The sequence below is a fragment of the Actinomyces sp. HMSC065F12 genome (assembly GCF_001814535.1).
GTDB classification, from domain to species: domain Bacteria; phylum Actinomycetota; class Actinomycetes; order Actinomycetales; family Actinomycetaceae; genus Pauljensenia; species Pauljensenia radingae_A.
The window spans coordinates 1-817 of sequence record NZ_KV816975.1 but is presented as its reverse complement, the minus strand read 5'-3'; the positions used below and the strand labels follow the sequence as shown (position 1 = coordinate 817).

Below are 817 nucleotides of genomic sequence, written 5' to 3'. Positions count from 1 at the left end.
GTTGTGTGGATGAATTTGATGGGGCGCATGATGCGGTTGACTGTCAGGTGGCGGGCGCTGAGCGTCATGCCCAAGCGGCGGTGAGTTTTCAGCGCCGGGCTGAGGATACGTGTGGGAGTGGTTCGAGCCGTGATCGTATTGTCACGGTGCATGTGGATCACAGTGGTCATCTTGACAGGATTGAGTTCGCCGCCCAGGTGTCGACCTTGTCGAAAAGCCAGTTGACTTCCAGCGTGATGGAGGCGTACAGGGCAGCGTTGAGCGATGTGCGCACCCAGATGGTTGCTGTGGCCTCAGAGATCTTCGGTGCTGATTCGCCGACTGTGCGAAAGCTTGCGGACCAATGACTGGTGATCTGCGTATTAACACTGACCAGCTTGATGAGCACCGGTGTCATGTCGCTCACGTGGGGCAGGGAATTCAGATGGCCCGTGATGCGTCCGTTCAGGTCGGTGTGGGTGATGGCGCGTTCGGCGTGTTGTGTTCGCCTTTTTTGGTCCCGCCCCTGTCGCTCGTGGAAGGTCAGGCGCGTGACGCGCTGTCAAGCGCGTCGAGCGCGTTGGACCGGCTGTGCAGTCAGCTGGGTATTGCTGTGGAGGATTTTACTGCTCACGAAGACGAGCTGGCACGCTCCTTCAACAATGAGGTGAGCGTGTGGGGGAAGCGAGGTCGGCGTGGCTAATCCTTTGGTGGCGCAGCGTCAGGACTCGACCAGCCCGCTTGCCGGCACGTTTCTTCTTGAAGACGGCGAGCAGCTGGTTGGCGCGTTCAATTCAGGCAGCTGGGTCAGTGGCGGTATGGCTGCGTTCGCTGCTGT

At 59.6% G+C, this 817-nt stretch carries 2 protein-coding genes; both read left to right on the top strand.

The features are described from left to right. Positions 1–5: 5 nt before the first annotated feature. Positions 6–347 carry a YbaB/EbfC family nucleoid-associated protein gene (locus tag HMPREF2975_RS13070; protein WP_083314432.1) on the top strand — a complete coding sequence of 114 codons (342 nt, stop codon included), beginning with the start codon at positions 6–8 and terminating at the stop codon, positions 345–347. Then, the gene (locus HMPREF2975_RS05210) at positions 344–682 is read left to right on the top strand and encodes a type VII secretion target (protein WP_074026186.1); all 339 of its coding nucleotides are present in this window, start codon (positions 344–346) and stop codon (positions 680–682) included. The genes HMPREF2975_RS13070 and HMPREF2975_RS05210 overlap by 4 nt, the downstream gene beginning before the upstream one ends. The last annotated feature ends 135 nt before the right edge of the window (positions 683–817 follow it).